Source organism: Priestia sp. SIMBA_032 (genome assembly GCF_046535215.1).
GTDB lineage: Bacteria > Bacillota > Bacilli > Bacillales > Bacillaceae_H > Priestia > Priestia aryabhattai.
The window spans coordinates 1-519 of record NZ_JAWRXD010000101.1 but is presented as its reverse complement, the minus strand read 5'-3'; the positions used below and the strand labels follow the sequence as shown (position 1 = coordinate 519).

Annotated in this window: 1 protein-coding gene; it reads left to right on the top strand. The window is 35.3% G+C overall.

The annotated features are described in order from the left end of the window. Nucleotides 1-45 precede the first annotated feature (45 nt). Nucleotides 46-519, top strand: a 474-nt coding sequence (locus SB717_RS33495) for a helix-turn-helix domain-containing protein (protein ID WP_410907111.1), incomplete at its 3' end; no start/stop codon positions are given.

Here is a 519-nt window from a genome sequence, read left to right as displayed (position 1 = left end):
ACCCCAATTGTTAGACAAAGAAACTCTAATGATTGGGGTGCTTTTATGTCAAGACATACATTTGAAGATAAGTTGAAGGCTATTGATTTGTACCTAAATAAGCGCAACTCATATAGGGAAACAGCCAAGTTAATGAGCGCCACTAAATCAGATATTATAAAATGGGTGGCATTGTATCAAAAACATGGAGAAAAGGGTTTACAGCCGACCTATACAAATTACTCTGTGAAGTTTAAAATGGACGTATTAACTTATATGGAAAAAACAGGAGCGTCTATTCGTGAAGCATCATATGTATTCAATATTCCTTCTTACTCAACGGTGGCGAAATGGAAAAGAACCTTTGAAGAACAAGGTAAGGATGGCCTGTTTCCTAAAAAGAGGAGTCGTCCAAAAATGAAGAAAAAGCCTACTGAAAATCTTGATATAGACAAGACAAATGAAGAGTTACTAAAGGAAAATGAATACCTACGAATGGAAATTGCGTATTTAAAAAAGTTAAACGCCTTAGTTCAAGCA